This is a genomic window from Halobellus captivus, from assembly GCF_003697845.1.
In the GTDB taxonomy this organism is placed as follows: domain Archaea; phylum Halobacteriota; class Halobacteria; order Halobacteriales; family Haloferacaceae; genus Halorubrum; species Halorubrum glutamatedens.
On sequence record NZ_RDQE01000001.1, the window covers coordinates 63,884 to 87,575 of the forward strand.

The 23,692-nt window shown below is 69.8% G+C and carries 27 protein-coding genes and 2 tRNA genes; 12 read left to right on the plus strand and 17 right to left on the minus strand.

Translation table 11 applies throughout. The features are described from left to right. Positions 1-78: 78 nt before the first annotated feature. Positions 79-1,368, plus strand: a complete 1,290-nt coding sequence (locus EAO78_RS00340; protein WP_122103883.1) for an MFS transporter — start codon at positions 79-81, stop codon at positions 1,366-1,368. Between the two features lie 281 nt (positions 1,369-1,649). Here the strand turns inward: EAO78_RS00340 and ygfZ are convergent, their stop codons facing one another. The 3 genes from ygfZ to EAO78_RS00360 form a co-directional block, all read right to left on the minus strand. Beyond that, complete coding sequence (gene ygfZ / locus EAO78_RS00350; RefSeq protein ID WP_122103885.1) at positions 1,650-2,801, minus strand: CAF17-like 4Fe-4S cluster assembly/insertion protein YgfZ; 1,152 nt, start codon at positions 2,799-2,801, stop codon at positions 1,650-1,652. 79 nt (positions 2,802-2,880) lie between these two features. Further along, positions 2,881-3,180, minus strand: a complete 300-nt coding sequence (locus EAO78_RS00355) for a DUF6432 family protein (protein ID WP_122103886.1) — start codon at positions 3,178-3,180, stop codon at positions 2,881-2,883. A gap of 113 nt (positions 3,181-3,293) precedes the next feature. Further along, entirely contained in the window at positions 3,294-3,815 is a 522-nt protein-coding gene (locus EAO78_RS00360) for an archaemetzincin family Zn-dependent metalloprotease (RefSeq protein WP_122103887.1), read from the minus strand. Positions 3,816-3,854: 39 nt separating this feature from the next. Here EAO78_RS00360 and EAO78_RS00365 point away from each other — a divergent pair, with 39 nt between their 5' ends. Together EAO78_RS00365 and EAO78_RS00370 are read left to right on the plus strand one after the other, a co-directional pair. After that, the gene (locus tag EAO78_RS00365; RefSeq protein ID WP_122103888.1) at positions 3,855-4,337 is read left to right on the plus strand and encodes a UPF0146 family protein; all 483 of its coding nucleotides are present in this window, start codon (positions 3,855-3,857) and stop codon (positions 4,335-4,337) included. Positions 4,338-4,459: 122 nt separating this feature from the next. Beyond that, complete coding sequence (locus EAO78_RS00370) at positions 4,460-5,326, plus strand: TIGR01548 family HAD-type hydrolase (RefSeq protein ID WP_122103889.1); 867 nt, start codon at positions 4,460-4,462, stop codon at positions 5,324-5,326. A gap of 25 nt (positions 5,327-5,351) precedes the next feature. Here the strand turns inward: EAO78_RS00370 and EAO78_RS00375 are convergent. The 3 genes from EAO78_RS00375 to EAO78_RS00385 all read right to left on the minus strand — a co-directional run bounded on the left by EAO78_RS00375 (position 5,352) and on the right by EAO78_RS00385 (position 6,111). Then, positions 5,352-5,427, minus strand: a tRNA-Ile gene (locus EAO78_RS00375). Between the two features lie 27 nt (positions 5,428-5,454). Next, entirely contained in the window at positions 5,455-5,931 is a 477-nt protein-coding gene (locus EAO78_RS00380; protein ID WP_122103890.1) for a group I intron-associated PD-(D/E)XK endonuclease, read from the minus strand. A gap of 70 nt (positions 5,932-6,001) precedes the next feature. Further along, positions 6,002-6,111 (minus strand) — tRNA-Asn (locus EAO78_RS00385). A 123-nt stretch (positions 6,112-6,234) separates the two neighbouring features. On the opposite strand from EAO78_RS00385, the gene cca reads away from it, so the two are divergent. Then, complete coding sequence (gene cca / locus EAO78_RS00390) at positions 6,235-7,599, plus strand: CCA tRNA nucleotidyltransferase (protein WP_122103891.1); 1,365 nt, start codon at positions 6,235-6,237, stop codon at positions 7,597-7,599. Between the two features lie 40 nt (positions 7,600-7,639). On the opposite strand, the gene EAO78_RS00395 is transcribed toward cca, so the two are convergent. The 4 genes from EAO78_RS00395 to EAO78_RS00410 form a co-directional block, all read right to left on the minus strand. Next, positions 7,640-7,966 (minus strand): hypothetical protein, encoded by a 327-nt coding sequence (locus tag EAO78_RS00395; RefSeq protein ID WP_122104188.1) that lies wholly within the window; start codon positions 7,964-7,966, stop codon positions 7,640-7,642. Between the two features lie 109 nt (positions 7,967-8,075). Further along, positions 8,076-8,438 (minus strand): fluoride efflux transporter FluC, encoded by a 363-nt coding sequence (locus EAO78_RS00400; protein ID WP_122103892.1) that lies wholly within the window; start codon positions 8,436-8,438, stop codon positions 8,076-8,078. Beyond that, positions 8,435-8,782, minus strand: coding sequence for a fluoride efflux transporter FluC (locus tag EAO78_RS00405; protein WP_122103893.1), 348 nt, complete (start codon positions 8,780-8,782; stop codon positions 8,435-8,437). The genes EAO78_RS00400 and EAO78_RS00405 overlap by 4 nt, the downstream gene beginning before the upstream one ends. A gap of 76 nt (positions 8,783-8,858) precedes the next feature. Beyond that, the gene (locus EAO78_RS00410; RefSeq protein WP_122103894.1) at positions 8,859-9,962 is read right to left on the minus strand and encodes an ATP-binding protein; all 1,104 of its coding nucleotides are present in this window, start codon (positions 9,960-9,962) and stop codon (positions 8,859-8,861) included. Positions 9,963-10,083: 121 nt separating this feature from the next. Between EAO78_RS00410 and EAO78_RS00415 the strand changes: the two genes are divergently transcribed. Beyond that, positions 10,084-10,566 carry a DUF7382 domain-containing protein gene (locus EAO78_RS00415; protein WP_122103895.1) on the plus strand — a complete coding sequence of 161 codons (483 nt, stop codon included), beginning with the start codon at positions 10,084-10,086 and terminating at the stop codon, positions 10,564-10,566. A gap of 16 nt (positions 10,567-10,582) precedes the next feature. Here EAO78_RS00415 and EAO78_RS00420 read toward each other — a convergent pair whose 3' ends face one another. The 6 genes from EAO78_RS00420 to EAO78_RS00445 all read right to left on the minus strand — a co-directional run bounded on the left by EAO78_RS00420 (position 10,583) and on the right by EAO78_RS00445 (position 15,580). Continuing rightward, entirely contained in the window at positions 10,583-11,413 is an 831-nt protein-coding gene (locus tag EAO78_RS00420) for a protein-L-isoaspartate O-methyltransferase family protein (RefSeq protein WP_122103896.1), read from the minus strand. Positions 11,414-11,463: 50 nt separating this feature from the next. Then, positions 11,464-12,144, minus strand: a complete 681-nt coding sequence (gene pcm, locus EAO78_RS00425; RefSeq protein ID WP_122103897.1) for a protein-L-isoaspartate O-methyltransferase — start codon at positions 12,142-12,144, stop codon at positions 11,464-11,466. A gap of 156 nt (positions 12,145-12,300) precedes the next feature. Further along, a complete protein-coding gene (locus tag EAO78_RS00430) occupies positions 12,301-12,726 on the minus strand; it encodes an Hsp20/alpha crystallin family protein (protein ID WP_122103898.1) in 426 nt (141 codons plus the stop codon). 118 nt (positions 12,727-12,844) lie between these two features. Further along, positions 12,845-13,285, minus strand: coding sequence for an Hsp20/alpha crystallin family protein (locus EAO78_RS00435; protein ID WP_122103899.1), 441 nt, complete (start codon positions 13,283-13,285; stop codon positions 12,845-12,847). 93 nt (positions 13,286-13,378) lie between these two features. Beyond that, positions 13,379-14,887, minus strand: a complete 1,509-nt coding sequence (locus tag EAO78_RS00440) for a stage II sporulation protein M (RefSeq protein ID WP_122103900.1) — start codon at positions 14,885-14,887, stop codon at positions 13,379-13,381. Positions 14,888-14,953: 66 nt separating this feature from the next. Further along, a complete protein-coding gene (locus EAO78_RS00445) occupies positions 14,954-15,580 on the minus strand; it encodes an MBL fold metallo-hydrolase (RefSeq protein WP_122103901.1) in 627 nt (208 codons plus the stop codon). Positions 15,581-15,710: 130 nt separating this feature from the next. Here EAO78_RS00445 and EAO78_RS00450 point away from each other — a divergent pair, with 130 nt between their 5' ends. Together EAO78_RS00450 and EAO78_RS00455 are read left to right on the plus strand one after the other, a co-directional pair. Then, positions 15,711-15,893, plus strand: a complete 183-nt coding sequence (locus EAO78_RS00450) for a DUF5786 family protein (RefSeq protein ID WP_122103902.1) — start codon at positions 15,711-15,713, stop codon at positions 15,891-15,893. A gap of 18 nt (positions 15,894-15,911) precedes the next feature. Next, positions 15,912-16,520 carry an endonuclease dU gene (locus tag EAO78_RS00455; protein ID WP_122103903.1) on the plus strand — a complete coding sequence of 203 codons (609 nt, stop codon included), beginning with the start codon at positions 15,912-15,914 and terminating at the stop codon, positions 16,518-16,520. On the opposite strand, the gene EAO78_RS00460 is transcribed toward EAO78_RS00455, so the two are convergent. Continuing rightward, positions 16,509-18,155, minus strand: coding sequence for a molybdopterin-dependent oxidoreductase (locus EAO78_RS00460; protein WP_122104189.1), 1,647 nt, complete (start codon positions 18,153-18,155; stop codon positions 16,509-16,511). The genes EAO78_RS00455 and EAO78_RS00460 overlap by 12 nt on opposite strands. 164 nt (positions 18,156-18,319) lie before the next feature. Between EAO78_RS00460 and EAO78_RS00465 the strand changes: the two genes are divergently transcribed. From EAO78_RS00465 to phnE, 5 genes are all read left to right on the plus strand, one after another. Further along, positions 18,320-19,717 (plus strand): glycerate kinase type-2 family protein, encoded by a 1,398-nt coding sequence (locus tag EAO78_RS00465; protein WP_122103904.1) that lies wholly within the window; start codon positions 18,320-18,322, stop codon positions 19,715-19,717. 79 nt (positions 19,718-19,796) lie between these two features. Then, positions 19,797-20,456 carry a uracil-DNA glycosylase gene (locus EAO78_RS00470; RefSeq protein WP_122103905.1) on the plus strand — a complete coding sequence of 220 codons (660 nt, stop codon included), beginning with the start codon at positions 19,797-19,799 and terminating at the stop codon, positions 20,454-20,456. 107 nt (positions 20,457-20,563) lie between these two features. Beyond that, a complete protein-coding gene (locus EAO78_RS00475) occupies positions 20,564-21,736 on the plus strand; it encodes a PhnD/SsuA/transferrin family substrate-binding protein (protein ID WP_122103906.1) in 1,173 nt (390 codons plus the stop codon). 26 nt (positions 21,737-21,762) lie between these two features. After that, positions 21,763-22,548, plus strand: a complete 786-nt coding sequence (locus EAO78_RS00480) for a phosphonate ABC transporter ATP-binding protein (RefSeq protein WP_122103907.1) — start codon at positions 21,763-21,765, stop codon at positions 22,546-22,548. A gap of 22 nt (positions 22,549-22,570) precedes the next feature. Continuing rightward, on the plus strand, positions 22,571-23,641 hold the full coding sequence (gene phnE / locus EAO78_RS00485) for a phosphonate ABC transporter, permease protein PhnE (protein WP_122103908.1): 1,071 nt from the start codon (positions 22,571-22,573) through the stop codon (positions 23,639-23,641). Positions 23,642-23,692: the final 51 nt, after the last annotated feature.

The following is a 23,692-nucleotide window of genomic DNA, read 5'->3' on the forward strand; positions in this document are numbered from 1 at the left end:
CATGGCTCCCGTGGCCATCGTTTCGCCGTTGTTGCCTTCATGACTCCGTTTAATTGAGGATGGAAACACCGACGTATAATGGCAGTCGAGGCGGTCCGAGATCTGTTCGACGTTACCAATACTCGCGAGGTAAGCCTCGTTAGTGGCGCTCACGGGGTAAACGAGTTGTTTAGCCTCGCACTCCCGCCGATCCTCCCGCTTCTCATCTCGGAGTTCGACCTCTCGTACACTCGCGCTGGACTGCTCGTCACCGTCTTCTTTTCCATGTATGCGACCTTACAACTCCCCGCCGGGGCCGTCGCCGACCGCCTCGGGCAGACCCGTCTCATCACGGTCGGGATGGCCGTGATGGGCACCGGAATGACGCTTGCGAGTGTCGCCCCGTCCTATCCGGTACTGCTCGGAGGGGTCGCACTCTCCGGCGCTGGAGGGAGTACCTACCACCCTGCGGGGATGTCCCTTATCAGCGATATCGAAGGGGCCGAAACGGAGGGGAAGGCGATGGGGATCCACGAACTCGCGGGGATGTTCGGGAACATGCTTGCACCGGTCCTCATCGGTGGTCTCGCGGTCGTGACCGACTGGCGAATCGCACTGGGCGTCACCGCCGGGGTCGGCCTCCTGTATGCGGGCGCGTTCGCTCTCCTAATGGAGCCGCTTTCGTCGGTGGATACCCCATCGGCGACGACCACTACATCGCAGTCCGGCTCGGCCGAACGGCGGGGTCTCAAACGACTCCTCACCGACGTCTGGGAGGTGACGCGGATCCCACTCGCGTGGTGGGTTCTCGGGCTCTTTCTGGCGAAGTTGCTGTTCACCCTCCAGTCCTACGGGGTCCGAACGTATTTCACGTCGTACGTCGTTGCCCGAACCGGTCTGTCGACGGGTATCGCCAACGGAATGTTCTTTCTGTTCCTCGCCGGAAGTGCGCTTTCGACGGTCGGGTTCGGGGCACTGGCCGACCGGTTCGACCGACTCGACCTGCTGACCGCCACGTTTCTCGGTGCCGGTGGCTTCATCGTGGCGACCGCCTTCGTTCCGACGTCGGCCGTGGTGTTGTTCGGGTGGTTCTTCCTGTTAGGGGTGGCCGTCTACGCGTCGTTGCCGGTGGTGAACACGTTGGCCTCGGAGTACTCCGAACGGGAGTTCAGCGGGAGTCTGTTCGGCATCGTCCAGACCGCTTCGGGGTTGGGCGGTGCGATCAGCCCGGTGTTGTTCGGAGCGTTGGCGTCCCGGATCGGGGTTCAGTCCATGTTCCCGTTGATCGCCGTCACGTGCTTCGTCGCTGGCCTCGGATTTCTGGTGACGGGTCGGTGCCTAGGTGAACCCGTTCAGCGTCGTAAGGAAGAGGACGGGGATGACGGATGAGTGAGTCCCGATAACGACCATGAACACGCGGTTCTCACTGCTTCGGTGATCCTCGCTACGAACACTGAAACGAACCTCCACGAAAGGGATCTACGTGCTCACGGGGATCACGGCTTCCCCTTCGAGTTCCACCCTCCGCGACCGCAACCGCGCCTCACGCCTCCCCAGCCTCGTCGGCTCGGCGTTTTCAAACGCCGAGCCGGCTCCCTCGCGGTCCGGTCGCGGGCCGAAGGCCCGCTCCCGGGCGCGCCACCGCAACGGCGTCGATCCGATCTCGATACTCACTCCTCCGGATACGTCGGGAGCCGCCCGGAGCGCGCGCTTCCCTCCACGAACGGGAGGTCGGTCCGGGTCGCCGCGACCTCCTCGCCGTCGACGCGCACGATGACCGCGTCGCGGTCGGCGTCGAAGTCGACGAGCGCGAACGCGATCGGCTCCTCGACCGCGGGGCCGACCGCGGCACGGGTCACCTCGCCGACGGCCGCGTCGCCCTCGAAGACGGCCGCACCGGGGTCGGGAAGGCGGTCGTCGACGCCCTCGGGGTCCGCGTCCCCGTCGACGTCGGCGAGGTCGTCGACGAGGCCGTCGAGGGTGAGCCCGACGAGTCGGCGGCTCGGTCGACCCTGGTTCTCGACGCGGGAGACGACCTCCTGGCCGACGTAACACCCCTTCTCGAAGTCGAGGGCGTTCCGGATCCCGAGGACGTTCGGGATCGTCCCCTCGAGTTCGTGCTCGAAGAGCGGCGTCCCAGCCTCGAGGCCCAGCGCGTCCCACGTCCGGTAGCCGAACGGGGCGGCGTTGAGCCCGCGGTTGACGAGCGTGTCGAACACGTCGGGGGCGTCCGCGGCCGCACAGACGACCTCGTAGCCCTCCTCGCCGAGGGGCGAGTCGGACGCGATCACGGTGACGCCGGCGTCGACCATCGACCCGCGGACGAACGTCAGCGGCTCCTCGGGCGCGCCCGGCCCGCCGAGCACCGAGGCGACCTTCTCGGTCGACTTCGGGCCGTGAACGCCGAACACGCCGAACTCGTCGGAGACGTCCTCGATCTCCACGTCCTGGATGAAGACCTTCCCCGACCAGTCCTCGAGGACGGGACCGGCGCGCTCGGGGGGAACGAAGACGAGCAGCCGCTCGTTCGCGTTGTAGACGTACATGTCCGTCTCGATGCCGCCCTGCGGGTCACACAACAGCGCGTAGACCCCGCGGCCGTCCTCGGCGGGAACCCGGTTGCTGACCGCGTTGTCGACGAACTCCACCCGGTCGTCGCCCGTGACCGAGAGCACGCCGTATCCCATCTCGATCGCGCCGACGACGTTTCTGACCGCCTTCCCGACGCGGGCGGGCTTGCCGTAGTGGTCGACGACCTGTCTGCCCCCGCGGTCGCGGTAGACCGCACCGTGACCGGCGTGGGCGTCGGAGACGAGCGTCATGGCCGTACCGAGTCGCGGCACGGCCAAAAGGTCGCGGTTCGTGGATCGTCTCTCCTCGAAGCGGAGGCCCGTTTTCGACCTACAACCCGAGCCGCTCTCTGAGGCCCTCGAGGAGCCCGCCGGTCGGCTCCGCCTCGTTCGGTTCGGCGTCCGGGACGACCCGGTCGTGGGGGTAGACGCGGACGCGGTCCCCGCTCTCGACCGTGATGAGCGAGTCCTCCTTCAGCGCGGCGAGCGCGTCCTCGACCGCGTCGATGTCGGCGTCGACGGCCGCCCGGAGCTCCAACACCGTCATCCCCTCGTCGCCGCGGTCGACCAGCGCGTCGAGCAGCGCGACCTGGACGTCCGGCCGGTCGCGGTACTCCGACTTTGCGGCCATACCTCGGATATGGATCGGACGGGGTTTACCTCTACCGGCGGAATCGACCGGGACGGTCCGTCGTCGATCCACGTTGGATCGGCGGCCGAGCCGGATGACCGGCGACGACCGGCTCACCGAACGAGCCGCGAACAGGTCCCACAGAGGTTCTCCTCTTTCACGTCGACCTCGCGGACCGTGGGTGAAAAGGACATCACGCACTTGCTGTTGTCGCAGTGTTCCAGACCGAGGGTGTGGCCGATCTCGTGGACGACCTCCTTGCGGACGCGGTCGGCGAACACGTCGATCGCGGGTTTCGTCGACACGCCGCCGTCCGAGGAGGTCCGAAGACGGTGCGTCGAGATGACGGAGCCGCTGCCGTTGAGGTACGCCAGCCCGAACACGTAGTTCCGCCGCCGGTAGTAGAGGTCACGCGGCGTGATCCCGATGTTCTTCTCGCCGCCGCCGACGCGGCTGACGACCTCGATGAGGTCCTCCGCCCGGTACTGTCCTCTGCCGTCGTCGTAGGCGGTCTTCGGGACTTCCTGGTCGTCGTGGACCGTCACGTCACAGTCGTACACCGACCGAAGCACGGCGGAGGCCTCCCGCTTCACTCGCGGGGAAACCTCCCCGACCGGCACGATGTCCACGAGCATGGAACGGCTTTTGCCCGCCGCGGTCATAAACCTCCCGCCGTGGTATCTCTCTCACGTCGTGCGCTCGTGACCGAACTCGACCGGTTCGACCGACTCCTGGAGGTCGGTTGCGGCGACCGCCTCGGCGTCGCCGAGGACCTCGCCGACCGCGGTCGTGACGTGCTCGCCATCGACGTCGCGATCGACGGCAGCAGCGGGGGCGATCACGTGGCCGGATCGACCGAGGACGCGGATACGGTTCCTCCGGGCTCGCTTCGCGTCCGCCACGGCGACGTGGTCGCGCTCGCGGACGCGCCCTCCCCGTCGTCCGCGCTCGGCACGAGCGACGGGGTCGACGCGGTGTACGCCCGCCGCCTCCCGGCGGAGCTTCAACGCCCCACCGTCGAGTTGGCGCGCCGGCTCGACGCCGCCTGCCTGTTCACCACGCTCGGGTTCGAGGAGCCGGTCGTCCCCGTCGAGCGCCGGTCGCTTCCGGATACGACGCTGTACGTCGCGCACTCGGCGGCGGATCCCTTCCCGTGATCCCGACGGCCACCCGTGATCCGTTCCCGTGGACACGACGCCCCTCCGCGGTCAGGACCGCCGTCCGCGGAGCGAACCGCGGGAACCCGAACGTTCATTTCTCCCCCTGCCGGCCTACGGGTATGCAGGTCGACGCTGTCGTGCTCGATATCGACGGAGTGTTGGTCGACGTCGCGGACTCCTACCGCCGGGCGATCATCGAGTCGGTCGACCGCGTCTGCGGGAAGACGATCGACCGCGGGGCGATCCAGTCGTTCAAGGACGCCGGCGGGTTCAACAACGACTGGGAGCTGACGTACGCCGCCGCGCTCTTCGTGGTGGCCCGCCGCGAGGGGCTCCGGATGGACGTCGAGTCGTTCACGGACCGGATCGCCGCCGACGAGGCGGGCGGGCTCGAGGCGGCCAAACGCGTCGTCGCCGACCTCCCCGACGTCGCACAGGCGCGGGTCCGCGACCAGTGGGACACCGATCGCCTCCACGCCGTGTTCCAGGCGCTGTACCTCGGCGAGGAGCTGTACCGAGAGCTCGAGGGCGGCGACCCGCCGGTGGCGACGACCGGGTACATCCACGACGAGCCCACGCTCGTCGAGCCGGCGACGATCGACGCGTTGACCGAGCGGTTCGACGTGGGCGTGTTGACGGGACGACCCGCCGCGGAGGCCGAGATCGCGCTCGACCGCGTCGGCCTCGACGTCCCCGATCGCCACCGGTTCACCATGGACGACTGGGAGGAGGGGAAGCCGCATCCGCGGGCGCTCGTCGAACTCGCCGAGCGGTTCGACGCCGACCGGGTCGCGTTCGCCGGCGACACCCTCGACGACGTGCGGACCGCCCGCAACGCGGACCGCGAGGACGGCGATCGCGTCTACTACGCGATCGGCGTGCTCACGGGCGGGCTCACGGGCGAGTCGGGACGGGAGAAGTTCGCCGACGCCGGTGCCGACGCGGTGCTCGCGGACGTGAACGAGCTTGTGGAGCTGTTGGAGTAGTTCGCGGGAGAACCGGAGCGAGAAGTGGGCCTTGCCGGATTCGAACCGGCGATCATTCCGTTATGAGCGGAACGCTTTGAGCCAGACTAAGCTAAAGGCCCTCGTCGGAAGATCGATCCTGTTCCCCTTTAGGCTACCGGGTTCGAATCGAGCGACGGGAACACTTCATCGAGCAGGTAGTCCTCATACCAATTGACGTGTTTCGTGTTACCGTTTTCAGCCGGAAGGTATCGGATCGTCATCTGCGTCTCACCGACGTCTTCGATCGGCACGAGGTACGCCTCGTCTCGGATCGGCGTGTAGACCCCGAAGAGATCTATCTCTCCATCGTATCCTTCCCGTTCGTACCCTGATCGCTTCGTTCGGACGCTCCGCGTCCGAAACCGTATCGCTCCGTTCGTGGTCGCTTCGAACGCGGTCTTCACCTGGACACGATGAAAGTTTCCGTCGATCTCGATCACGAAATCGTACGGTTCGTTGTCGTACTCGGGCACGAGAACCGGCACTCCGCGACTCACTAACTCCGCTTTCACGATAGCTTCCGTCGCCTGTCCCCGCTCCTGTGGACCCGCAAGTGCGGTGTACTGTCGTTCGCGGTCGGACATACAGGGAGTATTTGGGAGATGAACAAATACGCCAGCCTGCTCGTGAAAGTGAACTTACTGCGGGAGGAAGCGCCGAAGCCAGGACTCGAACCTGGGACCGCCTCGTGACTGTGACGTTCGGGGGAACCGTCCACCGACCGTCGTAACAGCGAGGCGCTCTACCAACTGAGCTACTTCGGCTCGACTCGAAGTACTCGACTGGATTTGATAGGGCTTTCGTTTCCGCCCGACTCGGACCGGTGGCCCCGTCCGCTCTCCCTCGACGACCGACACGCTTTCGGCCGGACCGCGAGAAGCCGGCGTATGGCCGACCTCGACGCGGTGCTGTCGCACGTCCGCGCTCGCGTCCTTCCGGACGCGGAGGAACGCGAACGGCTTCGGGAGACGGCCGCCGAGCTGACCGAGCGCACCCGGGCGGCGATCGACGACCTCCCGGTCGAGGCCGACGTGGTCCAGGTGGGTTCGACCGCACGCGGGACGTGGGTCTCCGGCGACCGCGACATCGACCTCTTCGTTCGGTTCCCGGCCGACATCGACCGCGAGCAGCTCGAGGAGTACGGGCTCGCGGTGGGCCACGCGGTCCTTCCCGACGGCCACGAGGAGTACGCCGAACACCCCTACGTGAAGGGGACGTACGACGGCTTCGACGTCGACCTGGTCCCCTGTCACGACGTCGACGAGGCGAGCGAGTTGATCTCCGCGGTCGACCGAACCCCCTTCCACGACGCGTACCTCTCGGCGCGGCTCGACGACGACCTCGCCGGCGACGTGGTCCTCGCGAAGGCGTTCCTGAAGGGGATCGGCGCGTACGGCAGCGACCTCCGGACCGAGGGCTTCTCGGGATACCTCACCGAGCTGCTCGTCGCCGAGCTCGGCGGGTTCCGCCCGCTCGTCGAGTCCGCCCGGAGCTGGCATCCGCCGATGGAGTTCGATCCGGAGGGCCACGCCGAGCGGACGTTCGACGACCCGCTCGTCGTCGTCGATCCGACCGACCCGACGCGCAACGTCGCGGCGGTGCTGTCGGCGGCGAACCTGGCACGGTTTCAACACTACGCACGGGATCTGATCGCGAACCCCCGCGAGGGGCTGTTCGAACCGCGGACGGCCGATCCGCTCGACGCGGGAGGGGTCCGCGACCACCTCGACAGACGCGAGACGACGCCGGTCGCGGTCGTCTTCGACGCCCCAGACGTCGTCGACGACCAGCTGTGGCCCCAGCTCCGCCGGTCGCTCGACGGGACCGTTCGCGGGCTCGACGAACGCGGGTTCGACGCGCTCCGCTCGCGGGCGATGGTCGGCGACGACCGGGAACGGGCGGCCCTGTACGTCGAGGTCGAGACGCCGACTCGACCGGCGGTCGAGCGCCACGAGGGCCCGCCGGTCGCCGTGCGGAAACACGCCGACCGGTTCTACGAGTCGTACGCCGACGACGTCGACCCGGACACGTACGGGCCGTTCATCGAGGGCGACCGATACGTCGTCGAGCGCGAACGGGAGTTCACGACGGTCCGCGAGTACCTCGAGAGCGACGCCGCCGGCGACATCGCGCTCGGCGCCCGGGTCGAACCGGCGTTCGCGGAGCGAGACGTCCTCGTCGGCGACGCCGTGGCGACGCTCGCCGACCGGTTCGGAAGGGGGCTCCGGGAGTTCTACGAACCCCATCCCTGAGATCGGGACGGAACCCGAGTCGACCGCGGGGGAACCCGGGTCAATCGAGGACGTGACCTATCAGGTAGTATATGCCGAGCAGGACGAGAACGACGACGACGCCGACGGCCGAAAACAGCGCGCCGACCCGGGGAAACGCCATCCAGAGCGCGACGTAAAACGAGAACGCGAACGCGAACAGCACCGCGATCACGACGCCCCGCGTCGGGTTCTGGACGGCCGCGACGAACAGCCGCTGTGGCAGCGACAGGTCCGCGAAGTCGACGTCGGCGACGTCGCTCGGTGCGTCCGTCTCGGTCGGATCGCCGGCCCCGGACTCGCCGTCCTCCCTCGGAGTCGCCGTCGATCCGTCGGCGTCGTCGTTCACGCCGTCTCGTACGGCTCCGTCCGTCCTGTAACTGTCGCTCCGTTCGGCTCCCGTCGTGACCACGAGACGCCGTCTTCGGGTGATCGCACGCGATCCGTTCTCCCCCGTTCTACGTCCCCGCGAGCACGAGCGTCGATCCGACGAGGACCGCACCGATCGATGCGAGAAGGACGCCGATGGCGAACCCGACGGCGACGCCGGTCTCCCCGCTCTCGGCGGCCGTGACCGTCTCGACCGCGAACGACGAGAACGTCGTGAACGCGCCGCAGAACCCGACGCCGAGCGAAAGGGCGGTCACGGAGTCGACCGGTGCGGCGAGCACGACACCGAGCGCGAGGCTCCCGAGGGTGTTCACTATCACGAGCGACCGGCGGCCGGAAACCGCGAGTCCGACCAGGTGACGACACGTCGCGCCCGCCGCGCCGCCGAGGCCGACCGCGAGCGCGCCGACGATCGGGTCCACCGGCGTCATCGTCGCCCTCCGACGGCGAGCCCGGCGAGCGCGGCCGCGAACCCGAGCCCGTAGCTGACGGCGACGTAGGTAGTTCCGGCGACCGTTCCGAGCGCGACCGCGTCGGTCGCGAACGTGCTGTACGTGGTGAAAGAGGAGATCACGCCGGTCCCGACGAGGAGCCGCGTTCGCGGGCCGACCGTCCGCGTGACCAGGTATCCGAGGGCGAACGATCCGACGACGTTCACGACGAGCGTGCCGAGTCCGGTCACGTCGCCGGCGGCGACGTCGACGCCGTGCCGCGCCAGCGCGCCGACGAACCCGCCGAGCGCGACGAGCCCGATCCCGAGGATCGTCCGTTCCATGTCCGTGTCACCGGGCGGATCGAGTTGGGCGTTGTGATGTGTATCCGTCACGCCCGCGATCGGTCCGGCGGAGCGTTCATCCGGTTCGTCCCGTCCCTTCGGTCCGTGCCGCCTCCGTGTCGCCGGCGCGGGGATCTCCGCCGCCGTGTGGCGTTCGCCGCTCCCGCACGCGGACCGTGTGGGCCGTCTCGCTCGCGTCGTCGACGACGAGCGCCTCGCCGGTTCCGGTCGGTAGTCGGGCGGCGAGGTCGCCGTCGAGGTACGTCGCCTCCGCCGTCGCCAGCGCGTCGACGTCCGGACCCGCCGTGAGCCGGTGTGCCACGAGGAGGTCGGACTGTGAGACCGCGACGCCCGGCAGCGCGCTCGGGCGCTGGGTCGCACAGACGAGCGACACGCCGGGCGCACGCCCCCGCGTCAGCAGCGTCCGCAGCGCCGGATCGGCGACGCCGTCGAAGAACGCGTGGGCCTCGTCGACGAGCAGCCAGGGAAGCCGGTCGACGCTCCCGTCCACCCGCGCGTCGTACAGCCCACGGGCGACCGCGCGGACGACCGCCCCGGCTGCGGCCTCGGGAACGCCGGACAGATCGAGCACCGTGGGGTCGCCGCTCGCGACGAGGGAGGTAATCGGCGGGGCCGTCGCGTCGAAGATCCCCCACGACTCGGCCAGTCGGAGGTGGTTCCGGACCGCCCGACGCGTCCGGTCGGGCGCGTCCGTCTCCGAGACCGCCCACCGAATCGACTCGATCGACGGGGAGTTCCCGTCGCCTTCCGCCGCTTCGACCGCGTCGGCGACGACCCGCCACAGGAGGCTCCCGGGACCGCCGGCGGGATCGAGCCCGAGGAGGTCGGGCCAGACCGCGGCCGGGAGCACGGTCGGCCGAACGACCGGATCGAGTACGCGCCCCCCGGCCTCCGTCAGTCCGTCGAACACGCCCATCGGGTCGACCACGACGGGAGCCACGCCGGTCGCGTCCGCGAGCCCCTCCGCGAGGACCCCGAGCGTGTACGACTTTCCGGTGCCGCGCTTCCCGAACACCACCGCCGCGTGCGGGGAGTCGGCGTCGATCCCGACGGCCGCCCCGTCGCTCCCGTCTCGCGCCAGAAAGGACCCGAGACGGACGGTCGCGGGCGAACGCGTCTCCGACCCGATCTCCGCGTCGACACGTCCGAGTACGTTCATGCGGGGGATCGCGCGCTACCGATTATAAGGTGTCGTGTGGCGGTGCGTGCGATGCGGCTCCCGCGGCGTTCGGTCTCCGCCCCACCGACTCTTTATGTACCAATCCGCGGCCACCGGTCATATGCTCGACTCGAAGTCGGACACGTCGACGCCCGAGACGCACGCCGGATCGTTTCTCGCCGACCGCCGCGCGATCGAGGGGTTACCGGTCAGACTGGTGATCGCGCTCGTCGTCGGCGTCGCGAGCCTCAGCGTGATGATGGGGATGATCGGCGACATCGACGGTCTCTCGTCGACGGAGGTGGACGCACAGCCACAGCCGGAGGTGACGTCGCCGGGGTCACAGACGCTCGACGTCGCGGTCGTCGACCCGGACGGGAACCGCGTCTCGGACGCGACGGTGATCGTTCGCGGCGGCTCCGCGCGACTGGACGGACTCGCCACCGCGAAGTCCGGAGAGGACGGGATAGCCAGCGTCGAGGTGTCGCCGGAGCTGGGACCGAACCAGCTCGACGGGACGCTCTCCATCGACGTCAAACCGCCCGCGGGAAGCGATTTCGTCGACGAACGCGGTAACACAGAGGTGCTCGTCGTCTCGGAGTAGGATCGACGCCCGCGATCTAGATCCGGTCGTCCCAGTCGATCCACTCCTGTTCCCAGCCGGTCTTCGCGAAGTATCCCCGTTCGGCGAACTCGGCGTCCTCACGTCGCGTCCGGTTCCGCTCGACGCCCGCCTGCTCGCCGTCGACGAGCATCGGGCGAAGCCGTGCGGGACCCGCCTCCTCGACGGTCGCGAAGCCGTCGGGCGCGGGATCGTCCGTGGTCCGGCGGTCGGTCGGCGTCCCGCGGCCGATCTCGGCCGTCCCTTCGTCGTCGCCATCGAGCGACACGTCCTCGGCCGGTTCGATGGCGGCGATCGTCTGGTCCGCGGCCCCACGCGGGTACACGATCCGCCCGTCCGTTCCGAGTTGATCGCGAAGCGCCCGCGGCGGCGTCACGACGGCCGCCTCGACGAGGATCCGGTCGTACGGCGCGTACTCCGGGAACCCGCTCGCGCCGTCGCGGTGGTCGACGAGGACGGCGCCGTAGCCCGCGTCCGCGAGGTTCGAACGGGCGAGGTGGACGGCCCGTCGGTCGATGTCGATCGCGTGGACGTGACGTGCCCCGACGATCTCGGCGATCGCGGCGCTCGTGTAGCCGATCCCCGCTCCGACGACGAGGACGTCGTCGCCGTCCTCGGCACCCAGCGCCGTGAGCATCCGCGCGACGGTCGCGGGGGCGAGCGCTCGCGTTCCCGCCTCCTCGCTCGCGTCGTTCGCGTAGGGCGTGTCGTCCACGAACGCCTCTCGCGGGACCGCCTGGAGCGCCGACAGCACCGCCGCCCCGAGGGGCTCGCCGAGCTGGTGTTCGAGCCCCTCGATCATGTCCGCCCGGAGCGCCGCTTCGTCCATGCCCGTTCTGGGCGGTCCGTGGTCTAAAACCGCACGCTCCGCTCGGAGGATCACTTCATCGGGACGAACCGCACCGCGCCGTGGTCCTCGCGGTCGACGCCGTCGTCACGGACGGTCAGGCGGACGAGTCGCTGACTCCCGCCGGATCGGCCTCCGACGGCGCGGCCGAGGAGTCCGTCCGCGCGGGCATCGGGCTCCACCGGGGCAACGACGCGGCCGCCCTCCCGCACTCGCTCCGCGATCCCGTCGGGGACGTCCTCGGGAGCGGCGCAGGTCAGGTACGCCGCGTCGAACGGCGCGTGGTCCTCGAACGCGGTCCGGCCGTCCCCGGATCGAACGGTCACGTCGTATCCCAACCGCCGGAGACGCTCATCCGCGGCGTCGGCGAGCTCCGGGACGTACTCGACGCTGTAGACGTTCCCGTCGCCGACGACCTCGGCGACCACCGCGGCGTGGTAGCCACAGCCCGTACCGACCTCGAACACCCGGTCGCCGCCGGCGACCTCGAGGAGGTCGGTCATGACCGCCACCATGTGCGGCGCGCTTATCGTCTGGCCGTGACCGATCGGCAGCGGCCGGTCCGCGTACGCGTGTGCGCGGTTCCGCTCGGGGACGAACTCGTGTCGAGGGACCGCGGCGATCGCCGACAGGGTCCGATCGCTCACGTCGGTCCGCCGCCGGAGGTGCTCGACGAGCCGTCGACGCTCCGCGTCGTAGTCGGCGTCGTCCATGGCATATACTAACGCTCCGGCGGTGGAGAACCTGTCGACGAAAAACGGAGGGAGTTCGGGCGGATCCGGCCCGTGGCGGGTCCGATCCGTGATACGTCTCCGAAACCCGTCGAACGGTTCGGATCACACGGTTCCGATCGGCGTCGGTACGGCGTTCTACCCGATGTCGATCCGGTGGCCGTCCTCGCCGTCGTCCCGCCTGCTGGGCAGCGTGACGGTGAGGACGCCGTTCCGGTACGTCGCCGCCGCGCCCTCCGGATCCACGCCCCTCGGGAGGTCGATCGTCCGAGTCACGGACTCGTGACGCCGTTCACGACGGAGGTATCGGTGCTCGGTCTCTCCGTCCTCGGTCTCGCGTTCGGCGTCGCGCTCGGCACGGATCGTGAGCCGGCCGTCGTCGGCGTGGACGTCGATGTCCTCGCGGTCGTATCCGGGCAGATCCGCCATCACGACGACCTCGTCGTCGTACTCGGCCACGTCGACGTCCGCGGTTCGAAGCTCCCGTTTCCCCGTCCATTCCTCGCCGAACGGCGTTCGCCCGAAGAACTGCTCTATCTCCTCGAAGGGGTTGGATCTGTTCATCGTTGATCGTCTCTAGAGAGGCGCGCTGAGGTATTAAACAGGGATGGACGGTTGCTAGCGCCAGACGTGCTACGTTCCGATCTCGGTCGGAACCGGTCGAAATCGGTCGGAACCTCGGTCAGCTGACGTCGATACGGTGACCGCTCTCTTCCGACGCGGAACGCTTCGGCAGGGTGACCGTGAGTACGCCGGCGTCGTACGCGGCGGTCGCGGCGTCCGGATCGACCGCCGCCGGCAACGGGATCCGCCGGGAGACCGGTCCGTGACGTCGCTCGCGGAGGTGGTAGCGCTCGTCGTCGGCCTCGTCGGCGTCGTCCTCCTCCGCACCGCTCGGCGTCGCCGCGACGGTGAGCGTCTCGTCCCTGAGCTCCACGCTGATCTCGTCGTCGTCGAACCCCGGGAGGTCGGCGAGCACGGTCAGCTCCTCGTCGCCCTCGATCAGGTCGACGGCGACGTTCGAGGAGGCGGGCACGTCCAGTCCCGCCCCGAGCTTCCCGAGTTCGCGGTCCATGCGCTCGAACAGCTCCTCGATGTCGCTGAAGGGATCGCGTCGGGTCATACGGGTCAGGATTCGCGCCCGACCGACTTGAACGTGTGGTCGGTCGCCGCGAAACGGAGCGCGCCTCGGACGGAGGAGCGACCGCGGGGCGGTCTAGAGGAACGGACGCCAGTAGTACGGGCTGACGAAGCCCTCGATGAGGGCGGCGACCGCGAGGAGGACGCCGACCCCGACGGTCACCCAGAACGCGTTCTCGACCGCGTCCGCGAACCCGACGCGGCTCAGCCGCCCCCGGAACGCCCGCCAGGCGACGACGCCCAGCCGGACCCCGAGCGCGCCCGAGACGACGATCGCCGGGATCTCGAGGAGCCCGTGCGGGATCACGAACGCGACGAGTGCGGGGAGGTTCCCCTCCAGCGCGGCGACCGCGCCGAGCGCGAGGCCGTTGAACGCAATGGACGAGAGCGCGGGAAGGACGAGCGCGATCCCGCCGAACGCCGTGGCGATCGTCACCGTCCAGTTGTTCCCGAAGAACTCGAGGGCGGCGGCCGGCGGGAGTCCCCCGAGCCGTGCCTCGATGGAGGTGGGGACGACCCCGACGAACGGCCCGGCCAGCATCCAGCCCGCGACGCCGCCCGCGACGCCGACGGCGACGACGAGGAGGTGGGTGCCCGGCGTCCGCCGGACGAAGACGCGCGTCTCGGCCATGCCGCGACGGACTCCGCCGGTGAACTGCGTACGGACGCTCGCCTCCGGCGGGTCGACGGGATCGACCGCACCGCGGTGGTCGCCGTAGAGAACCGTCTTCAGGAGGTCGAGCGCCGGCGCGGCGACGACCGCGCTGGCGAGCGCGACGACCGCGCCGCCGCCGAGGAACGCCAGGGCGGACGCGGCCGAGGAGATCGCGACGAGGACGCCGACGGCGACGACGAGGTAGGCGATGGCGTCGACCGGGTTCGACCGGACGAACCCGCCCGCGCCCTCGACCGCGCCGAACACGCCGGCGTCGTCGACGACGATCGCCGCGGGGGCGAACGCGAAGACGATCCGGACGAGCACCAGCGCCGCGCCGCCGACCAGGAGTGCCCCGAGCCCGACGACGGCCCCGACCAGCGGGCCGCCGACGAGCGCGGCGACGCCGACGGCGACGCTCGCGAGCAGGACCACGCCCAGCCACAACAGGAGTTCCGCGACGTACAGTCCGAGGAACGTGAGCCAGCGATCCCGGACGCCGGCGATCCCCGCAGTCAGTCCTCGGTTCCCCCGTAACCGAGCGATCACGGCGCTCATCTGGCCGGCCGAGACCGCCGCGTACGCGAGAACCGAGATCAGGACGGCGGCGACCATCCCACCGACGACGAGCGCGACCGTGGTCGGCGAGACGAGCGGTTCGAACACGGGGGCCAGCCCCTCGGCCCACCGCTCTACGGCCTCCGGGTCTTCGAGGTTCGGCGGCGTCAGGTCGGCCCCCGCGAGCGCGTCCCGGACGGCGTCGATCCCGCCCGTGAGTTCGGCGTGGAGGTACGCTCCCGCGAGCGCGAGGAGGAGGGCGGTACGGGCGATCACGGGGACGGCCGTCCCGAGGAAGTAGAACGGGAGGAGGTCCGCCGGTCGCCGTCGGAGGGTCGAAACGGTGGCGGTGACCGCCGTCGACAGGTCCATGGCCACCGGTTCGTCCGTGTGACACTTAAGAACGCGTGTCGGCGAGGAACTCACTCCTCGTGACGGTCACTCGTCCGGGTACTTCGGCTCGCGTCGCTCGGCCCGCTCGGTCGCGCGTTCGATCACCTCTCGGACCGTGTCCGACCCCTCGCTCGCCCGGTAGGGGTCGCCGTGACCCGGGTACATCGCCTCGACCGAGTCGGGGAGCCGGTCGAGCAGCGCGTGGAGGCTCTCGATCAGGCGCTCGCGCGACTGGCCGGCCATGTCGGTCCGGCCGAACGAGCCGTCCTCGAACGCGCCGTCGTTGTAGACGACCACGTCGCCGGTGTAGACGCGTTCCTCGCCCACCAGCGAGACGTGGTCGTCGGCGTGTCCGGGCGTCTCCACGACCGTACACGGCTCGCTTCCGACGAGCACCTCGTCGCCGTCGCGGATCGCCACGTCCCGGCGTGGGTGGTCGGCGGCGGCGAGCAGTCGGGGCTCGAACCGGTCGAGGACGGCGTCGAGCTCGCCCACGTGGTCGTGGTGTTGGTGCGTGAGCACGACGCGGTCGACCTCGTCGACGTGCTCGGCGATGACGTCGGTGACCCCCGGCATGGTCCCCGCGTCGACGAGGGTGGTCGCCTCCCCGGGAACCAGGTACGCGTTACAGGTGAACGCCTCGGCGTCGGCGGTGACGGTGATCGGCTCCATGTACACAGTACCCGTCCCGTCGGACAAAAACGTGTGCGCCGACGGCGACCGGTGAGCCCCTCCGGATCGATGGCTGGAGACCTGACTCGCCCCGGGATTTATACGCTACGGTCAAGTACTACCATGTACAATGGGCTTCGGGAGCTACGACGAATCCGAACAGGAGAATCAGGACCTGGACGCGGACTTCGACGACGACGACGGGGTCCAAGCCGCCCAGGAGACCCACGACGGGTCCGTCGAGTACGAGCCCGGCGCGTCGAACGACGAGCTGCTCGACCGGCTCAAGGAGATCAAATCCGAGGAGACGTGACGGCGAGTCCGCAGCGTCGTGAGTGACCTACCGAGCCGGACGCTCGGCGTCGCCTTCTCCGACGGGGACCGCGTGAGTCGGGTCGCCGGCGCGATTCTCAGGTCCGACGACGCTCTCGACGGATTGGCTTACGAAGCGTGTACCGTCGGCGGCAGCGACGCCACCGACGCCATCGTCGACCTCGTCGCCGAGTCGGGTCGCGAGGACGTCCGACATCTCTGTCTCGCCGGCGTGGCGCCCGCTTGGTTCAACCTCGTCGACCTCTGCCGGCTCCACGAGGAACTCGACCGTCCCGTTTCCGCGGTGAGCTACGAGGCGAGTCCAGGACTCGAGCCCGCGCTCCGCGGGGCGTTCGACGGCGAGGACCTCGCCGAACGGCTGGCCGTCTATCGGTCGTTGCCGCCCCGGCGGCGGGTCCCGCTCGACGACTCCGGCTCGGTGGGTCCGAAATCCGGCTCGGCGGCTCCCCTCTTCGTTCGCGCGATCGGCCTCGCGGACGACCGCGCCGCCGCGATCGTTCGATCCCTCGTTCGCGAGGGGTTCCGCCGGCCCGAACCCCTCCGGATCGCGTCGATCGCGGCGAGCGCCCACCGGGAGGCGATCCCGGACGACTCGTTACCCCCCTGAGTTCGGTTCGACCTCGACGGTCGTCCGGTGCCACCCCGTCGACCCGCCCGGGCGCGGTCCCGTCCGTTCCTCGGTCTGGACCGTCCCGTCGCGCCGGACCGCGCGGACGACGACGTCGAACTCGCTCCGGTCGGGTGCGTCGAACGCGTACCGCCAGCGGCGCCACGCGTGCGGGGCGATCGGCTCCTCCAGTTCGCCCTCGTTCCACGTCTCCCCGCCGTCGACGGTGACCTCGACGCCCGCCAGTTCCTCGATACCGGTCTCCAAGCCGCCGAACGCGACGCCGCCGACGACGACCCTGTCGCCGTCGCGCTCGGCAGCCCGGACGTACGACATCGTGTTCGCGACCGCCTCCTCGTCCCAGCCCCGGTCCTCCCAGTAGGCCTCGTGGTCGACGCCCGAGACCTCGATCCGCTCTATCCACTTCGTCATCTTCATCCCGTACCGGCCAGGGACGAGCAGTCTAGCCGGGAACCCGTGCTCCGTCTCCAGCGTTCGCTCGCCCATCCCGTAGACGATCAGGACGTCCTCCCGTTCGACGATATCCATCGGGATCGCCTCGCTGTACCCGTCGGCCGCGTGCGTGACCACGTCGACCGCGCCCTCCGCGGGCCCCGCCGCCGCCACGAGGTCGGACAGCTGGACCCCCGTCCAGTGGGCCGTCCCGATCAGGTCGCCGCCGACCTCGTTGGAGATGCACACCATCGTCGTCGTCTGCTCGAGGCGATCCTCGTGGCCCACCAGGTCGTCGTACGCGAGCGAGTACGGCTCCGCGACCGCGCCGTCGACGTCGAGGCTCCACGCCTCGGGGTCGAGTATCGGCGGGTTCACGTTGACGTCGACGACGTAGTGCTCGGCCGGCGAGGTGACCGCCGGCGGCATCCCGCCGAAGTCGAACGCGGGATCCCCCGTCGGGGGCGAGACCGATCGCTCCAGTGGCGCGCCCACGCGCTCGCTCTCCTCCGGCCCGCCCAGCCGATCGAACAGCAACCGGAGGCCCGCGAGCGGGACGCCCCCGGCGACCGCCAGCCCGCCGACGCGCCGGAGGAACCCGCGTCGTCCCCGGAGCCGGCCGGTCCGCGGAAGGCCGCGGGCGACGAGCGCCGGCGGTGCGACGGCGACGATGACCCCGACGACGAAGCCGCCCGAGGGTGTCGCCCCGGCCGCGAGCAGCAGCGGCACGGTCGCGAGGACGGCGACCGCCGCGACCGAGGTGCCGGCCCTCGTTCGGAGTCGATCCCCGATCGACGGCTTCCCCGTCCGTTCGACCGCGATCGGGAGGAGGACCCCGCCGGCCGCGCTCACGGCGACGACGCCGGCGACCAGGCCACCCACGAGCGTCGGCGTCGCGTAGAACCCGAGCAGATCGATCGCGAGCGTCGACAGCCAGCCAGGCGAGCGGGCGATAACCCCCTCGGCGACGGGCTCGATCCCGAACCCGCCGACGAGCGGCGCGGCGGCGAACAGCCCCGCGATCCACGCCGCGCCGACGACGGCCCCGCCCACCCCTCGACGGACGACCGTCTCGCGGTCGACCGCGGCGGCTCCGGTTTTGTCGTCTCCGTTCCCGGCGTCGGCGTTCCCGTCTCCAGTGTCGGCGTTCCCGTTCTCGACCTCGGACGCGTCCGGATCCATGACGGCGATCACCCGCTACCGGCGGCGGATCGGGACGGTTCGACGGGCATCGCTCCGAGGGTCGTGTGTCGCGTCCGTTGCATCTACTCCTAGTTGGACTGTTAGCACATAACGTGTCGGGTCGATGGGGCGGGTATTTGTCCCCCGCCGTCAACTGACCGACCATGAGCGGCATCACCTTCCGCGACCGGGAGCGGATCGCCCGGACACCGACTCACGACGTCGCGCTCGACTGTCTCGCCGCGGGGATCGAGGCCGCGCTCCCGGCGAACGTCGTCGCCGACGCCGTCTCGGTGACCGGCGGGACCCTCCGCGTTGCCGGCGTCGACGGAACGACCGGCGAGTACGACCTCGACGCGTACGAGACGGTCCGGCTCGTCGGGGCGGGCAAGGCGGCCGGCGGGACGGCGGCGGCGCTCGCGGACCGACTCGACGGTCGCCTCGGAGATCGGTTCGCTGGCGGGGCGGTGGTCACCGACGACCCGGAGGGATCGGGGGAAGGCCGCCCGTTCGACGTCCTCCCCGGCGACCACCCGCTCCCGACAGGGCGCGGCGTCGAGCACGCACGGCGCGTCGTCGACGTCGCGGCGGCGGCCGGCCCGGACGACCTCGTCATTGCGGTCGTCACGGGCGGCGCGAGTGCGCTCCTGTCGGTTCCGAGCGACCCTATCGGGATCGACGACCTCCGCGATCTCACCGACGCGCTGCTCGCCTGCGGCGCGTCGATCGACGAGATCAACGCCGTCAGGAAGCACTGCTCGGCGGTCAAGGGCGGGCAGCTCGCCCGGACCGCGGCCCCCGCCACCGTCGTGACCCTCGCGATGAGCGACGTGGTCGGCGACGACTCCGCCGTGATCGGCAGCGGCCCGACCGTCCCCGACCCCTCGACGTACGACGACGCGATCGCGACCCTGGAGCGGTACGGGATCGATCCCCCCGCGACGGTTCGCAGGCACCTCCGAGCGGGAGCCGCCGGCGAACGCCCCGAGACGCCGGCGGCCGGCGATCCGGCGTTCGATCGTACCCGGACGTTCACCGTCGGGAACGCACGGACCGCGCTCGACGCGGCGGCGGACGCCGCGGCCGACCGCGGATACGACGCGGTCGTCGTCGCCGACGACGTGGTCGGCGAGGCGCGCGACGCGGGACGGGAGCACGCCGCGCTCGCGGAGACGTGCGCCGTCGACGGCCGTCCGGTCGCCCCGCCCGCGGTGTTGCTCACGGGCGGGGAGACCACCGTGACGCTCGCCGACGGAACGGACGACGACCGCGTCGGATCCGGCGGGCCGAACGCGGAGTTCGCGGCGAGCGCGGGGATCGAACTCGAGCGTGAGGGGATCGTCGTCGCGAGCGTCGACACCGACGGGATCGACGGGGCGAGCGACGCCGCCGGCGGGGTCGTCGACGCCGCGACGCTCCCGACGCCGGCCGCGCGGGACGCGCTCGACCGCCATGACGTGGCTCCCCTCCTGGACGAGGCCGACTCGCTGCTCCGGACCGGCCCGACCGGGACGAACGTGAACGACCTCCGGGCGGTCGTCGTCACGGATCGGGTGGAGTGAGGGGGCGGGGTGGGTGGACCGGGTGGCGTACGGTCGTCGACCGTCCGGACTTATGTCTCCGGCACCCGGAGTCGAGGCCATGAGCGAGGACGGAGACGGGAACGTTGCGGGCGGCGGCGTCGACGCGGACGGCACGCTCGATGCGGACCTGCGTGTGGGAACCTGCCAGCGGTGTCCGGCGCTGGTCGAGTCGCGGAGCCGGATCGTCGAGGGCGTCGGCCCGACTGACGCCGATCTACTCCTCGTCGGCGAGGGGCCCGGCGCGAACGAGGACGAGCGGGGGGAGCCGTTCGTCGGGCGCTCCGGCGACGTCCTCGACGGGGCGTTGCGGGACGCGGGGCTCGCGCGCGCCGACGTTCGGATCACGAACTGCGTGCGGTGTCGTCCCCCGGAGAATCGCGACCCGACGACCGAGGAGTTGGCCAACTGTCACGGCCATCTCGAGGCCGAGATCGCCGGGCTCGATCCCGAACTGATCGTCACGCTGGGAAAGGTGCCGAGCGAACACCTCCTCGACCGGTCGGTGGGGATCACGTCCGAGTCGGGCGACGTCGTCGACGCGCGGATCGGCGGGGCCTCCCGGCGAGTCCTGCTGTCGGTCCACCCGGCGGCGACGCTGTACGACCGGAGCCAGCGGGAGGGGTTCTTCGAGACGATCGCCCGGGCGGGCGCGCTGAGCGGGGTCGTCGCGGGCGGCGGCGACGGTTCCGGCGGCCAGTCCCGGCTCGGCGAGTTCTGACGGTCCGTCGGTCGATCGGATCGAATCCGTGTGAGTATGGTTTTCAGGGTCGATATCGGTGGAAAACATAGAAAACGATTAGTCACGAGAGCGAAACACCCGCCTGTATGTCCGACAACAGGTGGTCGGCGAACCGGCGGACGTTTGTCAAAACGGCGGGGGCGACCGGAGTCGTCGGTCTCGCTGGGTGTACCGGCGACGGCGGGTCCGGCGATGACGGGTCCGGCGACGACGGCTCAGGAGACGACGGGTCCGGCGACGACGGCTCCGGAGACGGCGAGACCGCGGGGAGCTCGGACGACTCCACGACGGAGGTCACGTGGGTCATGAACCCGGCCCAGGAGGAGATCGACATCCAGGTCCAGTACCAGCCCCTCTTCGAGTACCTCGAGTCCGAGGCCGACGTGGAGATCATCGAGCAGCCGACCGCGAGCTACTCGGGGACCGCTCAGGAGCTCCGACGCGCCGCCGAGGGCGACCGCGTCTTCGCGGACACCTCTCCCGGTGCCGTCGCACAGATCCCCGAGGAGATCGACGTGACGGGGATGCGGGTGGCCTACGGCGCGGAGCAGTACTTCTCGCTCATCACGACCCGGGCCGACAGCGACATCGAGTCGCTGGCGGACCTCGAGGGCGAGGTCGTCGCGTCCGCCGCGCCGACCTCCGTCTCCGGGACGCTGTTCCCGCTTCTGATGCTCCGGCAGGCGGGTCTCGACATCGGCAACGCCCCCGGCGGATCGCCGGAGGACTTCGAGCTCCGAACCTCGGACCACACGACGGCCCGCGAGCAGCTCATTGGGGACGACCGGATCGCCGCGGCCGGGACGGGCGCGTTCTCGACGGCCGCACACGTTCCCCAGGAGCAGTTCGACGAGATGTCACAGGACTTCGTCGACGTCTCCGCGGAGTACGACGGTGCGGGCGAGCGCGACCCCGAGCTCCGACTGCTCGCGGTCTCCGACCCGATCCCGCGCGCGCCCATCGTGAGCAACGCCGCGTGGGAGGAGTCGCTCAAGGACGACCTCCGACAGCTGATGATCGACGCCCCACAGGAGGCGTTCGAACACGACTCGGAGGCCGACATCGCCGAGGCACTCAACGTCGACCCCGCGCTCTTAGAGATGGACGAGGAGGAGCTCTCCGAGAGCGAACTGGAGGAGGTAGAGCTGGTAGCCGACCACTCGCTCTGGTTCAGCGGTATCGTCGAGGCGACGGTCGAGGACTTCGACCCGGTCGCCGAGCTCGGCCAGGAGCTCGGGCTCGACTGGGGCGACCTCTGAACGGCGGTTCAACCCCTCTCTCGATCATGACTTACATCGACGTAGACGGTCTCACGAAACGGTTCGGCGACACGGTCGCGCTCGACGACGTGTCCTTCGAGGTCCCCGACGGGGAGTTCGTCATCGTGCTCGGCGTCTCCGGCTCCGGCAAGTCCACCCTGCTGCGGACGCTGAGCGGACTGCTCTCGCCGACGGAGGGCGACATTACGATCGCCGGCGAGCCGGTGGTCGATCCCCGCCCCGAGGTCGCGATGATCTTCCAACAGCACAACATCATCGGGGACATGACGGCGTACTCGAACTCCCTCTCAGGCGGCGTCCACCGCTCCGGGCTACTCTCCAGCGTGTTACAGCTCCAGGACGACGAGGAGAAGCACCGCGCGCTCGACGCGCTCGACACCGTCGGCCTGCTCGACGAGGCCGAACAGAAGGCGCGCAGCATGAGCGGCGGGCAACAGCAGCGGGTCGGCATCGCCCGCGCGCTCGTCCAGCAGCCGGAGGTCCTCCTCGCGGACGAGCCGGTAGCGAGCCTCGATCCGGGGAGCGCTCAGAGCGTGATGGGCTACCTTCGGACCGCCTCCGAGGACCGCGGTCTGACGACCTTCTGTAGCCTCCACCAGGTCAACATCGCGCGGAAGTTCGGCCACCGGTTCATCGGTCTCAGGGAGGGGAAGAAAGTGTTCGACGGGTATCGAGACGAGCTGACGATCGACGTCATCGACGACCTCTACGGCGACATCGATACCGAGGGGATGTTCGTGAGCGACGACGGAGACGCCGACGCCGCGGTCGACGGCGTCGCCTCGACGTGACGAGAACGGAGCTGATCCACGAGTGACCACAGATACATCGGACACCGAAGGGACGTTCGGATCGGACGACGCCGTCCCGAGCCGCATCGCCGACCAGTTCGAGAACATCAAGCGGACGCGGCGTCGCCGGGCGGTCGGCTGGGTCGCACTGTTCGCGTTCCTCGCGTTCACGACCCTCCAGGCGTTCGCCGCGACGGAGCTCCTCAACCCGGACGCGCGGCTGGAGACCTTCAGGGAGTCGCTGACCGGGTTCTTCCCGATCACCGACTACTTCGGCGTGGTCCCGTTCCTCGACGTCGGACGATACCTCGAGTTCATCGTTCAGGGGAACCTGCTGTACGACCCGGAGATCGGCGGCCTGCTGTTCCAGTTCCCGCCGAACCCCGCCGACGTCTACGCGTTCTTCTTCCAGGAGCTCGGGATCTTCCAGATCTTCGGGGAGGCCGGCATCACGCTCGCCATGGGGTTCGTCGGAACGATCCTCGGGTTCCCGGTCGCGTTGGTGTTCGGGACGCTCGGCTCCGAGCGCGTCACCCCGTTTCCCTTTAACTTCATCTTCCGGGGCACCATGTCGTTCATCCGCGCGGTCCCGGCGATCGTCTGGACGCTGATCTTCATCCCGTTCCTCGGGCTCGGTCCCTCCTCCGCCGCGATCGCGATCGCGTTCGACACGATCGGGAACCTCGGCCGGCTGTTCGTCGACGAGCTCGAGGAGATCGAGGACGGCCCGATCGAGGCGATGCGGACGACCGGCGCGAGCAAGCCGCAAGTCGTCTTCTTCGGCATGTTGAGTCAGGTTCGGACGGCGTTCATCGCGTGGACGCTGTACATCTTCGAGATCAACGTCCGCATCGGCGTCACCGTCGGCGTCATCGGCGCGGGGGGGCTCGGGTACGTCCTCGCCTCCCAGCAGAACCTGCTGCGGTTCACCAACATGATGGCGACGCTGCTGGCGATCTTCCTCCTCATCATCTCCGTCGAGCTGTTCAGCCAGCGGCTCCGGTCGCGGCTCCGCTCCGACGACGTCGAGATGAGCATCTGGGAGCTCATCACCGGGTTCCCGAACCGGATGGCGGAGTCGATGCTGAAGTAACCCCCCGTCACCGAGTCACAAGGGAAACCGACTTTTCCGTCCCCCTCCGAG